Raw genomic sequence first — 21,503 nt, forward strand, 5'->3', positions numbered from 1 at the left:
ATAATGAAAGGAGGATCAGCATGTCTCAAATACAGGAACAGCGTCATGTCTATTATGATCATGACTTAGATATAGAAGCCTATAACCTCAGCGGCATCGTTCAGAAATTCCCTAATCATTTTCATGAATATTATGTCATTGGCTTTGTCGAGGGAGGCAGCCGGCATCTTTGGTGCAAAGGAGAGGAATATGATCTGTCGGTGGGTGATCTGATTCTTTTTAATCCCCGTGATAATCATTACTGCGCGCCGATTAATGGTGAGATACTGGATTATCGAGCCGTAAATATTAATCCTGAAATCATGGTTAAGATGGCAGGTGAAATCACAGGCAAGGAATTTACGCCTTATTTCATACACAATGTCATTTATCAAAGTGATATCACTCGTTCATTAAACGATTTATATAATGCGATTTTAAACCATGCCCCTAAGCTTGAAAAAGAGGAAGCCTTCTTTTTCCTGCTGGATCAAGTATTTCAGGAGCATGTCATGCCCTTTGATGAAATCAGTGTCAGTGAACCTGATCAGCAAATTAAATTGCTTTGTACCTATATGGAAGAGCATTATTCAAAAAATATACAGCTTGATGATTTAGTAGCTATGACTAATTTCAGTAAATCATATTTATTGAGATCGTTTACCCGTCAAATTGGTGTATCACCTTACCGCTATCTGCAGACAATCCGAATTGACCGGGCTAAAAAACTATTGGAACAGGGCATTTTACCAATTGATGCGGCAGTAATGACTGGTTTTGCGGATCAAAGTCATTTCACAAATTTCTTTAAAGAATTTATCGGCTTGACGCCAAAACAATATCAGCGGATTTTTATCAATCCTAAGGGGAAGAAAAATGAGTGATCAAGCAAAAGGACATCTGTTCGCATTCATTACGATTCTTATCTGGGGGACAACTTTCATTTCCACTAAGGTGCTGTTAGTTTATTTTACACCCATTGAAATTCTTTTTATCCGCTTCTTAATTGGCATATGTACCTTATGGCTTGTCTGCCCGCAAAAGCTTAAACTTGTCGATTCGCGGCAGGAATATACCTTTGCGGCGGCAGGTTTATGCGGTATCACCCTGTATTACTTATTAGAAAATATTGCACTGACTTATACGCAGGCGGCTAATGTCGGAGTCATTATTTCAATCGCGCCTTTCTTTACGGTGATTTTCAGCTGTCTGTTTCTGCATGATCAACGCCCAGGCCTACGTTTCTTTTTAGGTTTTTTGATAGCTATGGCCGGCATTGCCCTAATCAGCTTCAGTAATGCCGCTTTAGAACTAAATCCGATGGGCGATCTGCTTGCGGTTGCGGCTGCCTGTATCTGGGCTGCCTATTCAACGCTGACCAAGAAAATCAGCAGCTTTGGCTATAATACGATTCAAACTACACGCCGAACATTCTTTTACGGTTTGATCTTCATGCTGCCAATCATATTCTTTACCGGTTTTCAAATGGATTTGAAAAGTCTCATTGATCCGCAGAATTTGTTTAATCTGCTATTCTTGGGTCTTGGCGCATCAGCACTTTGTTTTGTTACTTGGAACAGCGCTGTAAAAACACTGGGGCCAATCAGAACCAGTGTCTATATCTATATGGTGCCAGTAATTACGACCGCTGCCGCTGCCCTCATTCTTCATGAAAAGATTACTTGGCAGATGCTGGCTGGTATACTGCTTACATTACTTGGTCTATTTTTATCTGAAAAACACAAAAAGGAGAATTAACTTATGGATATCAACAACAATAAATGCGTGATGGTGCTTGATGCTGATCTGCCTCTTGGCTTATTGGCCAATACATCAGCAATTCTAGGCTTCACAATGGGAAAATTACTGCCAGAGATGGCAGGCCCTGATGTCATTGACAAAAGCGGCAAGCAGCATCTCGGAATCATCGCGGTTCCAATTCCGATTTTAAAAGGCGATAAAGAAATTGTACGCAATATTCGTGAAAAACTCTATCAGCCTGAATTTTCAGAGGTTGTAGTTGTTGATTTCTTTGATGCCGCGCAAAGCTGTAACCATTATGATGAATTCATTGAAAAAATGGCTGGGATTGAAGAATCTGAACTTAATTATATGGGAGTAGCTTTATTCGGCCCTAAAAAATTAGTTAATAAGCTTACCGGCTCAATGCCATTACTGCGATAAAAAACCTCAGGTCACATACCTGAGGCTTATTTTTACTTAAAATAGAATACTGCGGTCAAATTCAGTAAAATCGCGGATTATTCCATCAACACCCAGTTCTTTGAAACGAGCATCCTTGCTTTCATCACCTAAAGCGATGACTGTCGCATGAACGGCTTTGCCAAACTGAATACCGGAAACACTGTCCTCTACAATTACTGATTCTTCAACCGGAATGCCGATCAGCTCGGCAGCGGTTTTAAACATTGAAATCTTATTTTCATGACTGCCGTCATCATAAACGATCTTATCCGGATCAAACCAATTCGCAAGCTGGAAATGTTCCACAAAGAAGTCGATATTTGGTTTAATCGAAGCACTTGCAATATTCATTGGAACATTGTGTGCCTTCAATTCATTTAGAAGATCAATAACACCAGGTGCAAGCTTGAAGCTTTCCGGATTCTCAAGACACATCTGACGATAGCTTGCTTCCTTTTCTTCAGATAACTGACGGGAATAATCATCATCAATCGGATGTGTGAAAATCATTTCCAGCACCTGTTTATTGTTGCGGCCATGCATCTTAGATGTCAGCTCTTCATGACTCATCGGAACCCCGCGCAGCTTTTCAGACATCGCGTTCCATGCTAATTCATGATAGTGGCTGTCCCAAAATAAGGTTCCGTTAAAATCAAAGAGAATTCCTTTTTTCTTCATTGCCTCACCTAATCCTTTAAGCCAAGGCGCTGCTTCTGTTCCGCAGGCGCTTCATGCTCATCCAGTGCCTTATCTAAAAGCTTGATACAATATTCTTCAGCCTGATGATCAACACCGGCCAGATTGATTTTCTCCGCATAATCATTATCTAAATTAAATAATTTAGTAGCTTTTACCTCGGACATACCGCAGCTCACATTATCGATAATCGACGGTGCATTAACTGGTACGCGGTAAAGCGGATACTCTGTGCGTTTCAAATATCTGCCAGTCTCAATCTGCGGCTCCAATCCTTTACCTAAGTATTTGCGGATCGTAGTCGGAATACATGTATATTCGTAACATGGTTTATTTTCACTGTTTGGTGAACGCAGATAGACATAATGGCCATCTGTTACATTCACTGCCATCGCGTGATAACCAAATAAGGCATAGTTTTTTTCATAATGCTGTGGGTCATGAATCAGCTTCATCCATGAGCTTCCCTTTACACTGTCAGGGATTGCGATACCGCTTGCTTCAAGAACCGTCGGCATGATGTCGATATTCTGCGTAATTTTTGATATACGCTGACCGCCCAGCTCATTCTTTGGAAATTTTACAATCAGCGGCAGATGTGCAAGCTCATTATAAAGATGCATATAATTCTTACCGAAATAGTCTCTTTCCCCCAAGAAATAGCCATGATCCGTTGTCATAATCATTAATGTATCCTCATACATATCGAGTTCCTTCAACTGATCAATCAGCTTGCCGAACCATTTATCCGTCATCGTCAGCAGTGCTGCATAGCGTTTTTGAATATAATCAACAGCATCATCAGGCACATTAACACGATCATAATCAGGAATTTCAAAATATTCACGGTCAAGCTTGGCATCTTCATACAGCTTCATGTATTCTTCTGGTACATCAAATGGTTCATGCGGATCAAACGCTTCAACCATCAGGAAGAAATCATCCTTGCCCTGATTATCCTTCAGCCAGTCACAAGCTGACGCAAAGGTTCTTGGTGACGGATATTCCTCTTCCTTCGGCCATTTAGTACGATTCCATTGATATTGACGTCTTACCTTGCCATAAGAACTCTTAGGCATCGCTGGATCATCAATTCTTGATACCCATGGATCGCCTTCCTGACCGCGGTGATAATCCCATGTATTAAATTGCTGCACATACCCTTCACCGCCTAAACGGAAGTAATGGCAATGATCGGTTGTGATATGAGTAAATATATCATGCTCCTTTAATACGGAAGGCAACGTTACATCAAAAGGTTCAATCGGCCCCCATGAGCGCTCTAAGAAATTCAGACGGCCGCACAAGATATCACGGCGCGCCGGCATACAAGGCGCTGATCCGATCCAGTGCTGGTCAAAGGTTGTAGCTTCCTTTGAGAAGCTTAGGATATTAGGTGTCTTAACAAATGTCTCAGGATTATAACAGGAGAGCATTTGTCTCCTGAGTGTATCCATCAATATTACAACTGTTCTCATTTAATTATGCTAAAATGCCAACCCATGATAATGCGATACAAGCAACCAGCACCCCAAGGATAACCCAAGCTGTATTTTTACCATTGGATTTCTTAATAAATAAGTAGCAGATCAATACCAGAATTACTGGCAGCAAGCAAGGCAGAACCTTATCTAATTGTTCCTGCAATGCAATCGATCCTTCACCTGAAGCAATCGTAATACCCGTAGCAACCTTAACGGTTGTTGGAATCAGACCGCCGACAACGACAACACCTAATACATTCGCGAAATTAGCAAGACGGTCAAAAATCTGCAGACCGCTGATGCCGCCTTCAGCACCTAATAAAGAAACACCTTTTTCATAACCTAAATGCAGACCATAATATTTTAAAGGCCAATAAAGCAGGTTAATCATTAAGAACATTACAATTGGACCGATAATACTGCCGTTAGCTACGCACATTGAAGCACCGATACTGCCGGCGATTGGGAACCAAGTCAGGTTCAGCATACTGTCGCCTAAACCAGCGAACGGACCCATTAAACCTGTCTTAATCGCTACTACTGAATCTTTATGATCTTCATCTGTGCTTTCTTCAAGCGCAGCTGTGATTCCTAAGATAAAAGGAATAGCAATTGGATGTGTATTGAAATACTCAAGATGACGCTGCATTGCATGTACGCGTTCTTCCTTTGGACGATCGCCGTACAATTCTTTTAATACGGGAGCAAAATCATAAGTTAAGCTTAAGCTCTGCATACGTTCATAATTGTGTGAGAACTGAGTAGTCTGTGTTCTCCATAATACTTTATTTAAAGTTTTCTTAGTAATTTTACCCATTATAGATCATACTCTCCTTCCTCATCAGTTCCCGCTGTATTGCTTACAGCAGCACCGGCAGGTCTGGTCATGATTAAATCATAAAGACCGGCAACAACAGCACCAATCAAGGCAACAGCAAGGGTTGGAAGTCCCATATAAGCAGATAATACGAAGCCTAAAATTAAGAACATCCACATATTTTTCTTCATCATCATCGTTAACAGCATCGCAAGACCAACAGCTGGAATAGCCTTAGAAGCAACGTTGAAACCAGTTAAGATTTCAGCTGGAATTGCCGCCAGAATCGAATCGATGGTATTAGCACCTAAATAGCAAGCAATGAATACAGGCACGGCACGGCTTAAGAAGAAGCACAAGCCGCCTAAGTAATGAAGCGGTGTGATCTTATCAAAATCACCGCTCAGCGCTACATTATCCGCAGCGTGTACTAATGAAATATTCGTAGTCATAATCAGCATGTTGATCTGTTGAACAAGCATTGCTGTCGGTACTGCCACAGCTACTGCCGTAGCGATTGCTGTTTCAATATTAGCACCAGACATAATAGCAATTGAAGCACCTACTACTGTACCGGAAATTACATCAGGAGGTACATAGGCTCCAATATTATTTACACCAAGCCACATTAATTCAAGAGTTGCACCAATAATAATTGCCGTTGTCATATCCCCTAAGATAATACCAACGCCGACTGACGCAAGAAGCGGTTTTCTAAAGCCTAAATGCGGACCAAACTGATCCAATGCGCAAAGTCCTGCCCATAATGCCAGAAGCAGTGACTGAACCAAGATTCCCATGGTTAATCCTCCTTATAGTTTTTAAGTAAATCGACAAACATCATTTTTTCATCACGAGTTGTTGTCTGCATCGTTACTGATACGTGTTCATCATTGATCAATGCGTCAAAAGCAGCCTTTTCTTCAGGTGTTACTGACACATTCTTATGCAGGCGCACACGCTGATCATTAAAACGCATGCCGCTGACATTCATCTCGCTGAATTCAAATCCATTCTGTTTGCATTTTAATGCATCGATTGGAGATGTAAACAGAACCATTGTCACTTTTTTAATTGTCGTCTTTTTCAGAACGTCCAAGAATTGATCAACACCAAAGATGCTGACTTTAATTCCCGGTACCGCAAGTCCTGCAACTGATTTTTGAATCGGATCATTCGCAACCGCGTCATTAACAATAATTACTGACTCAATGCCATAATCCTTGATCCATGTAGTCGCAACCTGACCGTGAATTAAACGGTCATCAATATTTACTAATCTTACTGCCATTAATATAACCCCTTTCCAAACGCTTGTTTGTATGACTTATAGATCGTCTATGTCGTCTTCATCGCTGTTCAGCGAAACATTGATTGGTGACAGAGCAATGGCATGAGTAGCCTCAATCCGCTTCTTTGCTTCTTCACCACTTAAATCTCTGCAAAGCAATAAGTCGATCAATACTGGTAAACTCAAACCCGTATAGCCAATGATCTTCTTACCCTTTAGGATACAGCGGGAGACAGCATTGAAAGGTGTACCGCCGTAAATATCACATAATACGATAATTTCCTTGCATGTTTCTGCCAGAGTGTCATAAGCCGCAGCTATTTCCTCTTCAAAAGCATCCAGTGATTTATCAACTGTAAGTGCCAGAGCAGTTACTTCTTCCTGTGGACCGACAATCATTTCTGCACTGCCTAACGCAGCTTTGGCGAATTCACCATGACTGACTAAAATGATTCCTAAATTACTCATTGTTCCTCCTATCGAACCAATATGTAAGCGCTTAATATTGTGTACATGGTTATTATATCGGCACTGCAAGCCATGTTCAATGTATTTTTTTCTACTAAAAGTTGTTTATTTCGCATAAAGTTTAAATATTTCATAATTTCCCAATTAAAGAATGTTTTGTTAATAAATCACATATCTAAATCTTGATAAAAATTACTCAACACTCAAAATATTACATAATTTGCTAATTATTTAAATAAAATGCAGATTTTTTATCTTTCTATCGAAAATCGCAGTTAAAATAATCCATGATTTTTTCATTTTTTAACTTTTATAACTGTTTAATTGTAAGCGCTTTTAATATAATAAGAGACAAAGGAGACTGGATATGAAAAAACCTAATATAATTTTATTGATGTGCGATCAGCTCCGCGGTGATTGTTTATCCTTTGCCGATCATCCGGATGTAAAAACACCCTACCTTGATACGCTGGCAGCTGACGGTGCTTTCTTCGAAAATGGTTATAGTGCCTGCCCAAGCTGCATACCGGCACGTGCCGCGCTGCTTACCGGGCGTTCACAGACTAAGCATGGCCGAGTAGGCTATCAGGATGGTATTGACTGGAACTATGAGCATTATCTCGCTGAAGAATTAACCAAAAATGGATATTATACACAATGTGTCGGCAAGATGCATGTCCATCCGCCTCGCCTGCTCTGCGGTTTTCAGGGTATGCGGCTGCATGATGGCTACATTGGTCACTACCGTAAGGCAAATACGCCTTATTGGATGCATCAGAATGTCAGCGATGATTATATGCGCTTTTTAAAAGATCATCTAGGTCATGACGCGGATGTAAATGCCAGCGGTGTAGAAAATAATTCATGGGTTACTCATCCATGGATCTATGAGGAACGTTATCATCCGACGAACTGGGTTGTTGATGAAAGCATCCGCTTCTTAGAAACCCGGGATCGGACGAAGCCTTTCTTTTTAACGGCTTCCTTTGTCCGTCCTCACCCGCCATTTGACGCACCGCAGTCCTATTATGACTTATATAAGGATAAACAGCTTCGTGAACCGGCTCATGGTGATTGGGTCGATCCAAGCCTTACTGAACAATATGGCAGAGTATTAGATTCTGTGCATGGCTGCCGTGATGATGAAATGCGGAATCAGGCAATGGCTGGTTATTACGCATGTATCACTCATATTGATCATCAGATCGGCCGTTTGATTACCGCCTTGGAAAACGATGAAACCTATCATGATACAATCATTGTATTCACTGCCGATCACGGTGAAATGCTGTTTGATAATAACTGCTTCCGCAAGGTACTTCCTTATGAGGGAAGCACTCACATACCAATGATTGTACATGTCGGTAAAAACATTAAAAAAGTTACCCCATTCAGAAGTGACAGCGTGGTTGAATTAAGAGATATTATGCCTACACTGCTTGAATTTGCCGGCATCGATATTCCTGACACCGTGGACGGTATATCAATGGCACCGGAAATTATCGGTGAAAAGCCACATCAACGTGAATATCTGCATGGTGAACACAGCGGCGGTGTACAGTCTAATCATTATATCGTTACCAGTCATGATAAATACATTTGGTTCTCCCAAACCGGCAGAGAGCAGTATTTCAACCTTGACCAAGATCCTCGTGAGGAACATGATTTAATCCATGAGCAGGCATATCAAGATAGAATTCATACATTGCGCAGCCATCTGATTGATGAATTAAAAGATCGTGAAGAAGGTTATACTGACGGCAGACAGCTGCTTAAAGGAACTCCTAAAGCAACCCTTGACTGGCTGAAAAACACAATTTAAAACAAAAGAGATCCGCTTGGGGCACCCTACATAAAGAAGGGTGCCCCAAGTGGCTTTGTATCTCAATTTAATATTGTTGTGGTGTGACAGTCAAACTGTCATGCTTATCATTATACAGAACGTATGTTTGCTTGCCAAGTGCTTATCTGAATATTTTTTGGGGAGACAGGGAATACTAATTATTTTATCCTAATAAGTAATTTTGAATCGGCAAACCAATTTTAAACTATTTTCAAAAGTCGTTGTAATTATTCCGATTATGCGATATACTATATTTGTATTTTAATGTTCTCAAATCAGGAGGTATGAAAGATGGAATATTTAACAGTTACGCAAGCGGCAGAAAAATGGAGTATTTCTACCCGTCGTGTTCGCCTACTTTGTGCTAATGGAGAAATCGAAGGCGTGATCCGTAAAGGCAAATTATATATGATACCTGCTGAAACAGAAAAACCGTTAGATAAGCGGAAGTTGCCAAACAAAAGAAAACGTGGCGAATTTGCAGATATACTTACAGCAATAGATATAAAAAAAATAAAACTTGATAGTATGCGTCCGCTTACCGTAGGCGAAACACAGCGTTTGCGTGACGAGTTTATGGTTGATTTCACCTATAATTCAAACGCCATTGAGGGTAATACGCTTACTTTAAAAGAAACTGCTATGGTGCTTGAAGGCATGACGATTGACCGTAAACCTTTAAAAGACCATCTTGAGGCTGTGGGGCACCGTGACGCATTCCTGTACATTGAAGAAATTGCGCAAAATAAAACAAGATTACGAGATACAGAAATTAAGGCAATTCATTCGTTAGTGCTAATGAACAGACCTGAAGACAAAGGTGTTTACCGCCGTATTCCGGTTACTATTTCAGGTGCATATACCGAACCGGTACAACCATATCTCATTGAGCCGAAATTGACAGAGTTACTTGCCGAAAACGAAAAGCGAAAAAAGGCAATGCACCCAATCGAACGCATTGCCCGTTTCCATCTTGAATTTGAGGGAATCCACCCTTTTATAGACGGCAATGGCAGAACCGGGCGTTTAATTCTAAACCTTGAACTTATCCGAAATGGCTACCCTGCAATCAATGTTAAGTTTGCAGATCGTAGACGATATTATGATGCTTTTGACACATTCTATCATGACGGTAAAGCCGACGATATGGTTTTGCTTGTTGCCGAATATGTAGGTGAACGACTTGATAAATATTTGGAAATTGTAACGACATAAAGAATTGTAGGAGAAATAATATGAGCACAAATATATCGAAACAAAAGCGTGAAGATTTGCTTGCTAAAATCAAGGAGATTCGCGCCTTTATATCTTCTGCACCACAGGACGAGAACACGGGCAATCTGCTCTCTTATCTTTCCGACCTTGAGAAAGATGTAAACGGCAAGAAATACGGTCTTGTATTTGAGGAACACCGTGAGGAGATTGACGAGATACTGGACAAAAATACGCCGGTACTAAATGAGGATAAAGACCTTTTCATTGACAATGGCGGACAGATGAATTTTCTTATAGAGGGAGACAACCTTGCGTCTCTTAAATTGCTTGAAAAAACACACAAGGGCAAAATTGATGTGATTTATATAGATCCGCCATATAATACATTAAATGACGGATTTACATATTCCGATACATTGGTTGATGTCAACGATACTTTTAGACACTCTAAATGGCTTTCTTTTATGCAGGAAAGATTGAGTTTTACCCGCCGTCTTATGTCAGATAAAGGCATTATTTTCATAAGTGTAGATGAGAATGAGTTTGCACAAATAAAACTGATGTGCGATGAAGTATTTAACGAAAAGAATTTTATTGAATGTATTGTATGGAATAAACGCGTTCCAAAAAACGACAAAGGCATTGGAAATATCCACGAATATATCTTAACCTATGCTAAAAGTTGTGATTTTAAGTATAAATTTATGGTCCTTAAAGATGGGCTGAAAGATATAGATGATTTATTGCACGAATGCAAGAAAAACGCTGTCAGCATAGAAGAAACCGAAATGCGTCTAAAAAGGTTATATAAAAAGAACAAGTACGACCGTGCAGTTACTCTTTATAATGCAGTTGACGAAAATTATAGAGCGTGGGGAAAAATCAATATGAGTTGGCCCAATGGCAATACATTTGGCCCTCGATATGATGTTATTCACCCTGCAACCAAAAAGCCAGTTCGTGTGCCAGATCGTGGTTGGCGTTGGAGTGAAGCATCATTTTTAGCCGCTGTTGATTACGATAATGTTATAGAACGCTTTGATGGCAGTTATATGTGCGGCAATATATGGTTTTCAAAAGATGAAAATATGCAACCAAGTTCTATTAAATATTTAGATGATGTAAATCGTATGCTCTTGCGCTCAATAATCAGCCTTAAGAGTGATGGTGGTATTGAATTAGAGAAATATTTTGATAAAAAGAGCGTTTTCGCTTATCCAAAATCAGTAGAACTACTCCGTATGTTATTAGATTCCATTACATACAACAACAAAGATTGTACCATTTTGGACTTTTTTGCCGGTAGTGGTACAACGGGCCACGCCGTAATGAAACTAAATTCAGAGGACGGCGGTAACCGTAAGTTTATCCTCTGCACGAATAACGAAAACAATATCTGCCGAGATGTCACTTATGAACGCATTAAGCGTGTGATTGACAAAGAAGGGTATGCCGCTTCGATGAAATATTATAAGGTTGATTATATTCCTATCAACGAGCGTATGTATTACGAATACGCAGATGAACTGCTTATACATATCCGTGAGCTTGTTGAACTGGAAAATGGTGTGAATTTTACGGACAATGCTGAAATTGCTATTGTACTGACCGAAGAAGAGCTTGCTGATTTTATGGCGAATATAAAAGCCTATGGCAAGTGCCGCAAACTGTATATGGGGCACGATTTGCTGCCTGATGAAGAGCAGGAACAGTCCCTTGCCGATCACGGCATTGAGATCAATATTATTCCCGATTACTACTACCAGGATTTACGGGAGGTGTAAACTGTGCAACTAAAAAATTTTCAATTATCGGCTGTAAAGTCACTTTTTGAGGCGATGGACAAGCCTGCCCGTGACATTATCCTAAAAAGCCCTACAGGCAGTGGAAAAACGATTATTCTCACCTATTTTATGCACCAGTATGTGCAGTCCTATCGTAATACTGTATTTGTATGGCTCACTCCCGGAAAGGGTAATTTGGAGGAGCAAAGCAAGGCAAAGATGGATAAGTATATCCACGCTGCCCAAACGAAGCTGCTCTCCGATGTAATGTCAGGCGGCTTTGAAGAAAACGACAACTGCTTCATCAACTGGGAAAAGCTGACGAAAAAGGGCAACAACGCTCTGAAAGACAGCGAACGCACCAATTTCTTGGAACATATCGAACACGCTCTGAATGCCGGTTTGCATTTTATCGTCGTTGTGGACGAAAGCCATCAGAACAACACAGTGAAGGCGGATGAAATTATTCAGTATTTCCATACGGACAAAATTATCCGTTGCTCCGCTACGCCGAAAGGTATCAAAAATGCGGAAATCATAGAAATTCCTGAAGCGGATGTTATTGCTGAGGGACTTATCAAGAAAATGCTCATCATTAATGAGAATTTTCCACAGCGTGTGGAAATGGAGAACGCCACCAACTATCTGTTGGAACAGGCGTATTCCAAGCAGCGTAAAATCCGTGCGGAGTTTCTTTCCGCCGGAAAGGACATCAATCCTTTGATTGTGGTGCAGATCCCAAACAAATCGGAGAAATTGCAGGACGATGTGGAACGCTGGTTTGAAACACAAGGCGTAACTTATGAAAACGGTCAGCTTGCGGTGTGGCTCTCTGATATGCGCGAAAACTTGGAGGGCATTGAAGAAATCAATGCTCCCTCTGTTGCTGTTATTATCAAGCAAGCTGTTGCCACGGGATGGGACTGTCCGAGAGCCGCCATCTTGGTAAAACTCCGTGATAATATGGATGAAACCTTTGAAATTCAGACAATTGGGCGTATTCGCCGTATGCCGGAGGCGCACCACTACGGCAAAGATTTGTTGGATAGCTGTTATCTCTACACTTTCGATGAAAAATTCACCGCCGGTGTCAAGTTGAGCCTCGGCAAAGGGGCTTTGGAAGCTGCTACCTTATTCCTTAAAAATGAGTATAAAGGCATCATCCTAACCTCTGAACAGAGAACAATGGTGACAGACCACCGTAATCCGAAAAAGGCGCTGCTCTCCGTGGCAAAGTACTTTGAAGAAAAATTCAAAACCAGTACCAACAAGGCGGAAAACAAGGCACGCTTGCAGACAGCAGGCTTTGAATTTAGTGCAGATATTCTGCGCCATACCCTTTCGGGGGAAACTGCAACTTTAGATTTTGCTTCGACAGATATGAATACGGTAGTAATTACCGAAAAGCTGAATACCCATGATCATGGTCATATGTATCATCAAAAGGTGGGTAAGATTGGCATGGAAATTGGGATGGAATACAGCTATATGAATACCATCATTCGTAAGCTGTTTGACCGTAATTTTACATACAGCCGTAAAATTCTCGCAATGGAGCCGAGAGAAGTCTACGCCTTTGTTATCAACAATGCTGACCTGCTTCGCCATACGGTGCGTGATGCGATGGCAGCGGAACTTGAACAACTTACCCTTGATATTAATCAAGTATCGAAAGTGCCATTTCGTATTCCGCAATCCTGCCTATTCACCTATGATGGCACTGCAAAAACACAGTTAGAAATGAAGAAAAATGTGTATCAGGGCTATCTTTCCTCTGCGGAAGTCCGATCCTCTTCGGAACGCAAATTCGAGAAATTCTGTGAAAAGTGTGATGCCGTGGAATGGGTATATAAAAATGGCGATAAGGGCAATGAGTATTTGTCCATCGTATATGCGGATAATTCGGACAAGCAGAAGAATTTCTATCCTGACTATATAATAAGCGTAAACGGTGAAGTTTGGATCGTGGAGACCAAGGGCGGCTTTGACCGCAGTGGTAATAGCCAAGATATTGACATTTTCACGCCGAAAAAATTCGCTGTGCTGAAAAATTATCTAAATCGCTATGACTTAAAGGGCGGCATCGTCCGCTATGACGAAAAAAGTGAAGAACTGTGCATTTGTATGGACAGCTATTCCGAGGATATTAACAGCGATAGCTGGGTTGTACTGAGTGATATTTTGAAGTGAGGTGAAAGTCTTGAGGATAACTGACCACAAGGTATTAACTGAGTTTTTTCCCGCAAAAGTGCAATTTTTCAGAATAGATCCTGAAGATATCTCAGCAACATTATCAGATATTTTGCGTACTCTTATGGACTTGTCTTGGCTCAGTAAATTCGATCAGGATTTTGAACAGAAAGCCTTTTCCTCCCGTGCAAAGAAAACTATTGATGATATTAAAGAAAAGTTTGACAAATGCGTTGACGACTGTATCAGCAAAGACGCCGGCGAGTATGTGGTATCTGAATTAGCCAGAGAAACTATGATTTCTGAACTGGACTATTTAGATATTCCACTCGATGAACTTGTTGGTAAAAAGCGATCTGGAAATCCCGGGTTTGATTTTCATTCACAGAATAAAATTACGGATACAGTTATTTTCGGTGAAGCAAAATATGTTGCCACTACAACAGCGTATTCATCGGCATTGCCGCAAATTGTTGACTTTATCAAAGATGGAAAAGATGTTGAGGATCTTCCAGAATTAAAACCATTCTGTACAACATCGGCTTTGCAAAGAGCAGCCGATGGAAGAAAGGGATTTTCTGCTGCATTTTCAGCAAAAACTACAAGCACAGACAAAATAATAGCTAACATCACGAAACGCCCGGACTTTCAATCATTACTCCAATACGAAGAACTCATTTTGGTGGCGGTGGACTTATGAATACTGTTTTAGAAAAGGGCAATATCATTGCCAAAATCCGAAAAGGGGAAGATTTAGAGCAGATTATTGACTATGTCAAATCTGAAATTTATCAAAATGGTCCCAATAGCTCTGTGGTTTTAGAAATACTTTCATATTTCAAATTGTTCCAACCAGAATTTTTAACGAAGGATGAGCAAGAAATTATTTCCACAATGGGACTGTTTTTCAAACATCCCAAAATCGAAAGCCTTACAGGATCAGTTTTTGAGATGTATCATCAGCAACTCAACAGCGAATTTGGCAATGACTACACGCCAATGCAGGCAGACATTCTTAAGAAGATACGAGATTTACAGTATTTCAGCTTTTCAGCACCAACAAGTACAGGGAAATCATTTGTATTTCGACATCTTATTACTGATTGTTCCAATGATGTGGTTGTCATCGTCCCCTCAAGAGCACTCATTAACGAGTACTATGACCGATTGAACAGTCTTGTGGACAGAAAAACTGTAAATGTTCTGACTTTTGTTGATAGGATTAATACAAAACACATTCACAGAAATATTTTCATACTGACACCTGAGCGTGCAAAAGAGCTGTTCAAAAATAAAGATTGGCTAAATATTGATTTGATTTTGTTTGATGAAGCCCAGCTCAGCGATGAACACTCGGTGCGAGGTCTCTATTTTGATAGTATTGTGAGGCGCGCACTAAAGTATTTTCCTGACGCAAAATTCGTTTTTGCACATCCGTTTGTTGAAAACCCGGAAGCACAATTGCAGAAAAACGGTATCGAAATCATCGACACAACTGCAACATACAAGAATTATGAATTAAAAAATGTAGGACAGATTTTTTACACTCACGACACCACAAGCCAGAAATTCTATCATTTTGGGAGTGTTCCTATAACGTTGGGGAAACGCAAGCTGGAAGCAAACTTTGATCCCATTGAATCAGCACTGAAAAAGGGTGGTAGCGTACTGATTTATGTACCAAAGTCACATATTTACAGTAAGCAGATATATGGTCAATTTCAGAAGTATGTTTCTATGTGCCAACCAATTAATGATCCTGTTGCAATAAAAATGATAGATGAACTAAAGGAGTATATTGGTGCTTCAACAACGGATAAGTTATTTTATAACTCTGATATGTTGGAAAAACTGAGATGTGGGATTGTTGTTCATCACGGTTCAATGCCATTGACAGCCCGTTTGATATTAGAGCATTTTACACAGCAAGGCTTCTGTAAAATTTGTTTTGCTACTTCTACGCTGGAGCAGGGAATCAATATGCCATTCGATGTGGTTTATCTTGACCGTTTCGAGGAAAGTAAAACACTTTCTGTTAAAAATCTGATTGGTAGAGCCGGTCGCTCTACCAACAAACCTGTATTTGATTTTGGTAGTGTGGTATTGCGTCCAAATGCGATGAGCAGATTCCGTAATGTATATCGCAAAAAGAATACTCTTTCTTCAAAATCTCGCTTAGATACGACAGATGATAAAATGGACGAAAAGTATGAGGAGTATAAAGAAGCAATTAATTCTGGCGAATTCTCTGATGAATACAATTTGACAAATAAAGATCTGGAAAAGTTGAAATCAGATAGCGTTACAACGGTCGTTCCTACCCTACTTGATATGATGTTTAATGGTAAAGATTTTGTTTTACCTAATGCAGTTGCAAAAGAAGTCTATGAGGATTTTCAATGTTTGTATAAACAATATTTGGGAAGAGAATTAACTGCAGCGGAGAAGTATGTCTTTGATTCAGCAATAAAGATTATGATCTGGAAAGTGCACGGAAAAACATTTAGCAAGATATGTCAAGAAAGATATGCTTATGTTTCAAAAGTTGCTCAACGTCGTTTATTATCGAAAACAGGGCATCAGGAAGATGCAGATAATCTGACAGTTCGATATATTGCCGGTTACAGTGATATTCCAGATAAAGAATTGCGAGCCTTTCCACTATTTCCTGCTGATACTAAGGGAAAGGATGTAGACTACGATCGTATTGTCTATGATACATATGATTTTCTTGATAAACTAATTGGATTTAAGTTGAGTGATTTGTTTTACGCAATTTTTCATCAGTATTTTATTGAATACCAAGATGATCGTGCCGAAAGGCTTGCAAAGTTTATTAAATACGGGACAGAAGATCCAACTGAGATATGGATGCTACGATATGGTTTTTCTTTTGAAGAGATTGAATGGCTAAAGCCTTGTGTAGATAGCATAGATCAAAGCGAAATCATATTTAACGAAAAAATTGAAAATCTCAGCGATGTTCAGAAAAGTAGTATCTCAAAATTTATTTTTTAAAATTATATGAGTATTTTGAAACTTCTCACAATATGCATTTGAACTTAACACAACGACGGCAAGGATTTCTCCCTGCCGTCGTTTGCTCATTATGTGTAAATCAAATCAGTGTTCACGATCTCGGTGGCTCTGCTGCGGATGTTGTTCATCCGAGCAACCCATTTCATTTGATTTTCCAATTTGAGTTGTTCAGTAACTCCCTCTTGCTCAGCCATCTGTTTTACCTGCCGAGAAAACAATTCTTCCGCCCGTTCATCAATATCGGCAAGATAGCTATTTAGCTTACCGTTCGTGAGCAAATTCATATATAAAACCCTATGATTTTGCTTTAGGTAGCGTTTATGCCACTGTCCCCAAATGCCGATAGGTTCTGTTTCTTCATTGGGTAGTTCCAAACAAGGCAAATAATAATCTCCCTGCTTTTCGTACCAAAGACCGTTCTTCTCATCGTAAAATCTGTTTGCCATTTTGTAATCCTCCAAATGTATTGATTTTCCTACAAACTCAATCATTCCGGCTGACTACAAAGCACAAGGGAGAAGTTACTTCCTTATGTAGCCTCTCCCTTGGATCTCTTTATTATTATAAGGAAGCAATTTGCTTAGCCGCCATTGACGCTGAAATATCACTGACATCAAGCTTAATCGTATTCAGCGTTTTATAGCCATCAAGCCGCTGTATACTTCGCTGGATGATTTCTGGTTCACGGATACCTTGATCAACATCCTTTTGAAGACGTTCCCGCAGGCTTTCTTCACGGCATATCAATGAGATCACTTTTACCTCACAATTGGCGGTTTCAATTGCCGATAACAGTTCATCAATGATTGACTGCTCATGCATGACCCAGCAAAAGATTATATTCTCATACACACTGCATTGAATAAAGCTATTTAATAAGAATTTAATATTCGCCAGCACCATTTGTTTCGTTTCTTCATTTACTTCAAAAGGATGCATATCCCAACACCAGTCACCGTCAAGAAATACACAATGATTTAATTGCTTCTTCAGCAGCTGACAAACAGCAGTCTTTCCTACTCCCATCGTACCGCCGATCATATAAAGCTTTTTCATTATCAATCAACTGCCTTGCTGCGGTATTTACTTGGTGAAATACCGATGATCTTCTTAAATACCTTATTAAAATACAGCTGATCCTCAAAACCCACTGCCTCAGCAACATCCTTAATTTTCATATTCGAATGCTCCATCAATTCAATAGCCCGCTGAATCTTCTGTTCATTGATATACTGAATCAGATTCTTACCGGTTTCCGCCTTAAAAATACGGCTCACATGGATTTCACTGATGCCCAAATGCTTTGCAATCATCTCCAAAGTAATCTTCTCATTAATATGCTGTTCCACAAATAAAATAATCTTATTCACATTTTTCTTATATTTACGGCTCGTTTTATCAAATATCCAATTCGCGATCGTATTAAAAATCGTATCTAATTCATTACTGAGCTGTTTCAGTGTCTCGCACTTACTGACAACTAAACGCATTGAATCAAAGTCACAGGTGCCGCTCTTATAATGCTGTGCTTCCTTTTCTTCAATCAGCGTCAGAATCATCATAAACAGCGATATGATTTGTTCCGGATCTGTATGCTGCATCTCAAAATAATGCAGCAGCTGGTCCTTGCAAGTCAGAATTTCATGAATATCCCTTACGCTGACCTTAGTTAAAAAATCAATTTGATTTTGAATCAGCTCCCGATTCACATCATTAAAATCAGGCACATGTTCCATTACACATACACTGCTGTCACCATGATAGAATTTCCAATTATGATAATGCAATGTCTTAATGTACTGTGAATAGAAAGAAGAGACACCGCTTACCGCGTCTGAAATTGTTATACAGAACGTAAATCCGGTACCGCTCTCTAAATTCATCAGCAGGCTTTTCGCAATTTCAATATAGGTTTCAAGCTGATACGGCGGAACAAGCACGATGCCTGAGTGCTTCTTTGAGAACAAGATTTTCACATTCGGTATATTCTTGAATGCCTTCTCTAATTCATAACTGATATCATTATGCAATACATCCTTATCCTGACCAAAGATCTTCGTATGAAACAGATTGTACACATGATCAAGTCGGAACAAAAACATCCGGTATGTATTGTTCAAGATTGGCAGCTTATCAATATCAATAGCCTTTAACACACGCTTCTCATCGATTTTCTGCTTATCGCGAATTAAACCCATCAGCTTCTGCAAATCTGATTCAATAGATATATCCGAATAAGCAATTAAATAATCAGCTTCATTTAATTCATTCAGTAAATCGATGAAATTCGCAAAACGCAGCTTACTTTTCACAAAATAATCATAAGCTCCAAGCTTCATTGCCATACGCACAGTTTCATAATCAGACTTTTCTGAGATTACTACAAAACGGCTGCTTGGATACATTTTCTTGATCCGGCTTAAAAAAGAAAGACCGTTGCCCTCTCTTAAATCAATATCGGTAATAACTAAATCATACAAATATTCTCCATAAGATGAGATTGCGTTTTTTTCATTATCAACAGTTGCCAGAATTTCATAGCCATATTCATCCCAATTGATCATATTCTTATACAGATTCAGAATATCCTTATCTTTATCTACAATAAGTACGGTTTTTTTCATGCTGACACTTCCTTATTTTATTCATTATAACATATTTTCTTAATTGAAACGCTCTCATAAGTTAGCTATAATGATAATATGATGTTAGGAGATATAATATGCAAAGTGCTTCTTTTTTAATTAAACCCGCGTCTTCAAGCTGTAACCTGCGATGCAGTTATTGCTTTTATTTTGATGTTAGTAATAACCGTGAACAGGATAATTACGGTATCATGGATGAAACAACGATGAATGCGATGATTGAACGGATTTTCGCGGATATGGATGAAAACGGTAAAGTAACCTTCGGGTTTCAGGGCGGTGAACCAACGGTTGCCGGTCTTGATTATTTTAAACGCTTTATCACTAAGGTAAATGAAGTGAAGGGAAGCTGTACCGTCAGCTATGCCTTACAGACCAATGGAACGCTGCTGGATGATGAATGGTGTGAGTTTTTCCATGAGAATAAGTTTTTGTTAGGTGTATCCTTAGATGGTTATGAAACGAATATGAATAAATTTCGCTATGATGCTCAAAAGAAAGGTGTCTATTATCGTGTATTGAATGGTATTAAGCTGCTGCGTAAGCATCAGGTTGATTTTAATATCTTATGCGTAATTACTAAATCACTTGCCCAGCATCCAAAAGCGCTGTTTAATTATTTCAAAGAGAATAAGTTTGATTATGTTCAGCTGATTCCCTGCCTGCCATCATTAAATAATGATGAAGAAATGAATCGTGAAGCGCTGACCCCTGAATTATATGCCTCTTTCTTTGGCCAGTTTTATGACTGCTGGCTTAAACATTTAAGAAACGGCCATTATTTAAGTGTAAATCTGTTTGATAATCTGATTGGTATGATTAATGGTCATGCCCCCTATCAGTGTGGATTGCTGGGTAACTGTTCACCGCAAAGTGTGGTGGAAGCTGACGGCAGTGTGTATCCTTGCGATTTCTTTGTTACAGAAGATAGGAAATTAGGTAATTTTAAAGAGATGGGCTTAGTTGAGTTAATCAAGAGCGAGCCTTCACAGGCATTCCTGAAAGTACGCGCTGAAGAAAAAGCTGTCTGTCAGTCATGTCAGTTCAGAAATATATGTCATGGCGGCTGTAAGCGGCAAAATGTTTGTTTCTTAAGTGATGACTACTGCGGTTATCAGCATTTCCTTGGTTATGCGATGCAGACATTGCCGCAGATTGCTAAAATGTTTTAACAAATAAAGGGACATCCGTCCCTTTTATTTTATTATCTCCTGTTCGACAATTTCTTCACCGAGGAAGATAATTTCGGCACTGCCGCTGGCTATTTCCTGTATCGCGTCATTCAAATCATCACTTCGTGAACGATAGACATAGGTAACTCTTTCATCGTATACCTTGTTTAATATCTCCGTATCATGATGAGCAAGAAAATAATCCAGCTTGCCGATTAAATCATAGCTGAAAGTTAATGAATATTTATATGTTAAAACTTTATCGGTTAACGGTGCCAGCTTAATCGCTTCTGATACACTTTTAGAATATGCACGAATCAAACCGCCGGCCCCCAGTTTAATACCGCCAAAATAACGCACGACAACAGCCACTATATCATTCATCTTATTCATTCGCAGGCTTTCCAGCATTGGCACACCGGCTGTACCGCTTGGTTCACCATCATCATTGCTGCGCTGCAATTCACTATGCTCCCCGATTAAAAAAGCGGAACAGTGATGAGTTGCATTGGGATGGAGTTTCTTTATCCTTAGAATATACGCTTTTGCTTCTTCTTCATTAAAAGCCCGATTCAAGTAACAGATAAATCGGCTTTTTTCAATTTCAAATTCATTCATAAATTCTTCTTTTAAACGAGGCATATCGATCACCGCTTCAATTATAGGGGAAATAGG

General features: G+C 39.6%; 20 protein-coding genes. 10 read left to right on the forward strand and 10 right to left on the reverse strand.

From position 1 onward, the window contains the following. Positions 1 to 20: 20 nt before the first annotated feature. Genes DAHG_RS12725 through DAHG_RS12735 form a run of 3 tightly spaced genes read left to right on the forward strand, consistent with a single transcriptional unit; the run spans position 21 to position 2,163 of the window. Positions 21 to 863 carry an AraC family transcriptional regulator gene (locus DAHG_RS12725; protein ID WP_022938730.1) on the forward strand — a complete coding sequence of 281 codons (843 nt, stop codon included), beginning with the start codon at positions 21 to 23 and terminating at the stop codon, positions 861 to 863. Next, complete coding sequence (locus DAHG_RS12730) at positions 856 to 1,737, forward strand: DMT family transporter (protein WP_022938731.1); 882 nt, start codon at positions 856 to 858, stop codon at positions 1,735 to 1,737. Before DAHG_RS12725 ends, DAHG_RS12730 begins: the two co-directional genes overlap by 8 nt. A gap of 3 nt (positions 1,738 to 1,740) precedes the next feature. Further along, a complete protein-coding gene (locus DAHG_RS12735) occupies positions 1,741 to 2,163 on the forward strand; it encodes a DUF2000 domain-containing protein (RefSeq protein ID WP_022938732.1) in 423 nt (140 codons plus the stop codon). A gap of 36 nt (positions 2,164 to 2,199) precedes the next feature. Here the strand turns inward: DAHG_RS12735 and DAHG_RS12740 are convergent, their stop codons facing one another. Genes DAHG_RS12740 through DAHG_RS12765 form a run of 6 tightly spaced genes read right to left on the reverse strand, consistent with a single transcriptional unit; the run spans position 2,200 to position 6,940 of the window. Next, complete coding sequence (locus DAHG_RS12740) at positions 2,200 to 2,862, reverse strand: HAD family hydrolase (protein WP_022938733.1); 663 nt, start codon at positions 2,860 to 2,862, stop codon at positions 2,200 to 2,202. 8 nt (positions 2,863 to 2,870) lie between these two features. Beyond that, positions 2,871 to 4,358, reverse strand: a complete 1,488-nt coding sequence (locus DAHG_RS12745) for a sulfatase (RefSeq protein ID WP_026880972.1) — start codon at positions 4,356 to 4,358, stop codon at positions 2,871 to 2,873. Between the two features lie 4 nt (positions 4,359 to 4,362). Next, complete coding sequence (locus DAHG_RS12750) at positions 4,363 to 5,181, reverse strand: PTS system mannose/fructose/sorbose family transporter subunit IID (RefSeq protein WP_022938735.1); 819 nt, start codon at positions 5,179 to 5,181, stop codon at positions 4,363 to 4,365. After that, a complete protein-coding gene (locus tag DAHG_RS12755) occupies positions 5,181 to 5,981 on the reverse strand; it encodes a PTS mannose/fructose/sorbose/N-acetylgalactosamine transporter subunit IIC (protein ID WP_022938736.1) in 801 nt (266 codons plus the stop codon). The genes DAHG_RS12750 and DAHG_RS12755 overlap by 1 nt, the downstream gene beginning before the upstream one ends. Before the next feature lie 2 nt (positions 5,982 to 5,983). Further along, positions 5,984 to 6,472 carry a PTS system mannose/fructose/N-acetylgalactosamine-transporter subunit IIB gene (locus DAHG_RS12760; protein WP_022938737.1) on the reverse strand — a complete coding sequence of 163 codons (489 nt, stop codon included), beginning with the start codon at positions 6,470 to 6,472 and terminating at the stop codon, positions 5,984 to 5,986. A 36-nt stretch (positions 6,473 to 6,508) separates the two neighbouring features. Next, positions 6,509 to 6,940: a PTS sugar transporter subunit IIA gene (locus DAHG_RS12765; protein ID WP_022938738.1), complete on the reverse strand. Its 432-nt coding sequence runs from the start codon at positions 6,938 to 6,940 to the stop codon at positions 6,509 to 6,511. A gap of 367 nt (positions 6,941 to 7,307) precedes the next feature. Here DAHG_RS12765 and DAHG_RS12770 point away from each other — a divergent pair, with 367 nt between their 5' ends. From DAHG_RS12770 to DAHG_RS12795, 6 genes are all read left to right on the forward strand, one after another. Continuing rightward, positions 7,308 to 8,762 (forward strand): arylsulfatase, encoded by a 1,455-nt coding sequence (locus DAHG_RS12770; RefSeq protein WP_022938739.1) that lies wholly within the window; start codon positions 7,308 to 7,310, stop codon positions 8,760 to 8,762. Positions 8,763 to 9,074: 312 nt separating this feature from the next. Next, the gene (locus tag DAHG_RS12775) at positions 9,075 to 9,998 is read left to right on the forward strand and encodes a Fic family protein (protein ID WP_022938740.1); all 924 of its coding nucleotides are present in this window, start codon (positions 9,075 to 9,077) and stop codon (positions 9,996 to 9,998) included. 20 nt (positions 9,999 to 10,018) lie between these two features. Then, positions 10,019 to 11,782, forward strand: coding sequence for a site-specific DNA-methyltransferase (locus DAHG_RS20615; RefSeq protein ID WP_022938741.1), 1,764 nt, complete (start codon positions 10,019 to 10,021; stop codon positions 11,780 to 11,782). Between the two features lie 3 nt (positions 11,783 to 11,785). Further along, the gene (locus tag DAHG_RS12785; protein WP_022938742.1) at positions 11,786 to 13,972 is read left to right on the forward strand and encodes a DEAD/DEAH box helicase family protein; all 2,187 of its coding nucleotides are present in this window, start codon (positions 11,786 to 11,788) and stop codon (positions 13,970 to 13,972) included. A 10-nt stretch (positions 13,973 to 13,982) separates the two neighbouring features. Beyond that, positions 13,983 to 14,672, forward strand: coding sequence for a hypothetical protein (locus DAHG_RS12790; protein WP_022938743.1), 690 nt, complete (start codon positions 13,983 to 13,985; stop codon positions 14,670 to 14,672). Further along, the gene (locus tag DAHG_RS12795; RefSeq protein ID WP_022938744.1) at positions 14,669 to 16,990 is read left to right on the forward strand and encodes a DEAD/DEAH box helicase; all 2,322 of its coding nucleotides are present in this window, start codon (positions 14,669 to 14,671) and stop codon (positions 16,988 to 16,990) included. The genes DAHG_RS12790 and DAHG_RS12795 overlap by 4 nt, the downstream gene beginning before the upstream one ends. Before the next feature lie 89 nt (positions 16,991 to 17,079). Here DAHG_RS12795 and DAHG_RS12800 read toward each other — a convergent pair whose 3' ends face one another. From DAHG_RS12800 to DAHG_RS12810, 3 genes are all read right to left on the reverse strand, one after another. Continuing rightward, positions 17,080 to 17,457: a TnpV protein gene (locus DAHG_RS12800; protein ID WP_022938745.1), complete on the reverse strand. Its 378-nt coding sequence runs from the start codon at positions 17,455 to 17,457 to the stop codon at positions 17,080 to 17,082. A 115-nt stretch (positions 17,458 to 17,572) separates the two neighbouring features. Next, the gene (locus DAHG_RS12805; protein ID WP_022938746.1) at positions 17,573 to 18,067 is read right to left on the reverse strand and encodes an AAA family ATPase; all 495 of its coding nucleotides are present in this window, start codon (positions 18,065 to 18,067) and stop codon (positions 17,573 to 17,575) included. A 2-nt stretch (positions 18,068 to 18,069) separates the two neighbouring features. Further along, a complete protein-coding gene (locus DAHG_RS12810; protein ID WP_022938747.1) occupies positions 18,070 to 19,635 on the reverse strand; it encodes a helix-turn-helix domain-containing protein in 1,566 nt (521 codons plus the stop codon). A 98-nt stretch (positions 19,636 to 19,733) separates the two neighbouring features. Here DAHG_RS12810 and DAHG_RS12815 point away from each other — a divergent pair, with 98 nt between their 5' ends. After that, positions 19,734 to 20,828: a radical SAM/SPASM domain-containing protein gene (locus tag DAHG_RS12815; RefSeq protein WP_022938748.1), complete on the forward strand. Its 1,095-nt coding sequence runs from the start codon at positions 19,734 to 19,736 to the stop codon at positions 20,826 to 20,828. 24 nt (positions 20,829 to 20,852) lie between these two features. Here DAHG_RS12815 and DAHG_RS12820 read toward each other — a convergent pair whose 3' ends face one another. After that, positions 20,853 to 21,470, reverse strand: a complete 618-nt coding sequence (locus DAHG_RS12820; RefSeq protein ID WP_022938749.1) for a YigZ family protein — start codon at positions 21,468 to 21,470, stop codon at positions 20,853 to 20,855. Positions 21,471 to 21,503 lie beyond the last annotated feature (33 nt).

Origin of the sequence: Dielma fastidiosa, assembly GCF_000313565.1 — a bacterium.
GTDB lineage: Bacteria > Bacillota_I > Bacilli_A > Erysipelotrichales > Erysipelotrichaceae > Dielma > Dielma fastidiosa.

Coding starts and splice junctions, on each gene's coding strand:
- DAHG_RS12820 (WP_022938749.1), bottom strand. CDS start 21,470: ATGCCTCGTTTAAAAGAAGAATTTATGAATGAATTTGAAATTGAAAAA.
- DAHG_RS12730 (WP_022938731.1), top strand. CDS start 856: ATGAGTGATCAAGCAAAAGGACATCTGTTCGCATTCATTACGATTCTT.
- DAHG_RS12800 (WP_022938745.1), bottom strand. CDS start 17,457: ATGGCAAACAGATTTTACGATGAGAAGAACGGTCTTTGGTACGAAAAG.
- DAHG_RS12765 (WP_022938738.1), bottom strand. CDS start 6,940: ATGAGTAATTTAGGAATCATTTTAGTCAGTCATGGTGAATTCGCCAAA.
- DAHG_RS12795 (WP_022938744.1), top strand. CDS start 14,669: ATGAATACTGTTTTAGAAAAGGGCAATATCATTGCCAAAATCCGAAAA.
- DAHG_RS20615 (WP_022938741.1), top strand. CDS start 10,019: ATGAGCACAAATATATCGAAACAAAAGCGTGAAGATTTGCTTGCTAAA.
- DAHG_RS12760 (WP_022938737.1), bottom strand. CDS start 6,472: ATGGCAGTAAGATTAGTAAATATTGATGACCGTTTAATTCACGGTCAG.
- DAHG_RS12755 (WP_022938736.1), bottom strand. CDS start 5,981: ATGGGAATCTTGGTTCAGTCACTGCTTCTGGCATTATGGGCAGGACTT.
- DAHG_RS12805 (WP_022938746.1), bottom strand. CDS start 18,067: ATGAAAAAGCTTTATATGATCGGCGGTACGATGGGAGTAGGAAAGACT.
- DAHG_RS12775 (WP_022938740.1), top strand. CDS start 9,075: ATGGAATATTTAACAGTTACGCAAGCGGCAGAAAAATGGAGTATTTCT.
- DAHG_RS12745 (WP_026880972.1), bottom strand. CDS start 4,358: ATGAGAACAGTTGTAATATTGATGGATACACTCAGGAGACAAATGCTC.
- DAHG_RS12735 (WP_022938732.1), top strand. CDS start 1,741: ATGGATATCAACAACAATAAATGCGTGATGGTGCTTGATGCTGATCTG.
- DAHG_RS12810 (WP_022938747.1), bottom strand. CDS start 19,635: ATGAAAAAAACCGTACTTATTGTAGATAAAGATAAGGATATTCTGAAT.
- DAHG_RS12725 (WP_022938730.1), top strand. CDS start 21: ATGTCTCAAATACAGGAACAGCGTCATGTCTATTATGATCATGACTTA.
- DAHG_RS12740 (WP_022938733.1), bottom strand. CDS start 2,862: ATGAAGAAAAAAGGAATTCTCTTTGATTTTAACGGAACCTTATTTTGG.
- DAHG_RS12815 (WP_022938748.1), top strand. CDS start 19,734: ATGCAAAGTGCTTCTTTTTTAATTAAACCCGCGTCTTCAAGCTGTAAC.
- DAHG_RS12770 (WP_022938739.1), top strand. CDS start 7,308: ATGAAAAAACCTAATATAATTTTATTGATGTGCGATCAGCTCCGCGGT.
- DAHG_RS12750 (WP_022938735.1), bottom strand. CDS start 5,181: ATGGGTAAAATTACTAAGAAAACTTTAAATAAAGTATTATGGAGAACA.